At 53.3% G+C, this 1557-nt stretch carries 1 protein-coding gene; it reads left to right on the forward strand.

The genetic code is table 11. The annotated features are described in order from the left end of the window. The first annotated feature begins 95 nt into the window (after positions 1-95). Positions 96-1547 carry an IS4 family transposase gene (locus tag AWB81_RS42790; RefSeq protein WP_062644613.1) on the forward strand — a complete coding sequence of 484 codons (1452 nt, stop codon included), beginning with the start codon at positions 96-98 and terminating at the stop codon, positions 1545-1547. The last annotated feature ends 10 nt before the right edge of the window (positions 1548-1557 follow it).

A 1557-nucleotide genomic window follows, 5' to 3' on the forward strand; every position in this document is an offset into this window, starting at 1 on the left:
CCTTTCGATTACCCACAATTCTTAGCACTACCCTCTGTTAACCGAAGGACGATTCTGTTAACGTCATTGCATGCACATACGACGGGCAGAGAGGAATGGCTAAGCGACAGCACGCGAAAACTGCTTCTGATACGGCGTTTCAATCCGGCGATGCCTGGTTGGATGAGGAAATTGGGCGAAGCCGGTTTCGCGATGAACGCCTTGGCAAGAGATTCCGGCTAGTGTTGGAGCGTTTGTGGAGCTGCATTGGGCAAAGCATTCCAATGGCTTTTCAAGACTGGTGTAATACGAAGGCAGCATACCGGTTTCTTTCCAATCCCAAGGTCACTGAACAGGATATTCTGGGCGGACACTTTGAAGCAACGCGAAGCCGCTTTGCCGTCACGCCCGGGCAGGTGCTGGTATTGCAGGATACGACTGAGTTTTCCTACAAACGAGAGCGACCCGAGTTGATTGGATCGACGCATAAGGTTGCCAGCCGCAAAGACCGGGAAGGACGTACCCCGATGCATACAGTATGCGGCATCCTGATGCATTCGAGCCTGGCAGTCACGACCCAAGGTGTGCCCTTGGGGCTCGCGGCCGTCAAATTCTGGACGCGAAAGAAATTCAAGGGATGCGACGCGCTGAAGCGCAAGATTAATCCAACGCGCGTGCCGATCGAGGAAAAGGAAAGCTATCGGTGGCTTGAAAATCTGCGGCAATCAACAGCACTTTTTGGGCAACCCCAGCGATGCATTCATGTAGGAGATCGCGAAAGTGATATTTACGAACTCTTCTGCCTGGCTCAAGAGTTGCAAACGAATTTCCTGGTGAGAACCTGCGTCGACAGGCTTGCGGGAGATGGCGGCCATACGATTGCCGATGAGATGGATGAAGTACGGGTCAAGGGCGTTCACCGTATCACTGTTCGCGACCAGAACGGTAAGGCTCAGCACGCAATACTGGAACTTCGATACCGCCGCATAACGGTACTCCCACCAATCGGCAAGCAGCGTCGTTATCCCGCCCTGGAGCTGACCGTCATTCACGCCCTCGAACGAGGTGTACCCACGGGCAGCAAACGCATTGAGTGGAAGTTGATCACCAACCTGCCTGTCGCTTCTCGCAAGCAGGCTGTCGAGAAACTCGACTGGTACGCGTTGCGATGGAAAATAGAGGTGTTTCACAAGATTCTGAAATCGGGCTGCAAGGCAGAAGATTCGCAATTGCGCACCGCAGACCGGCTGGCCAATCTCATCTCGGTATTCTGCGTCGTGAGCTGGCGTATCTTCTGGCTCACTATGGTACATCGGGCCGCACCTGATCAACCGGTCGAGATTGCGTTGACATCGCCCGAGATACAACGGCTCGACCAGTTGGTTAAAGATACCGCGAAGAGTTTGAACGCCAAGCCTCTAACCAGATACATCATCAAACTCGCACAGCTAGGCGGCTATATGGCTCGAGCCAATGATCCGCCTCCTGGAAACATCGTGATCTGGCGAGGTTTGCGAAGACTCATCGATATTCAACTCGGCTTTGAACTCGCCAAAAATTGTGGGTAATCGAAAGTCC

The sequence above is a fragment of the Caballeronia arationis genome (assembly GCF_001544975.2).
Taxonomy (GTDB): Bacteria; Pseudomonadota; Gammaproteobacteria; order Burkholderiales; family Burkholderiaceae; genus Caballeronia; species Caballeronia arationis.

Coding starts and splice junctions, on each gene's coding strand:
- AWB81_RS42790 (WP_062644613.1), top strand. CDS start 96: ATGGCTAAGCGACAGCACGCGAAAACTGCTTCTGATACGGCGTTTCAA.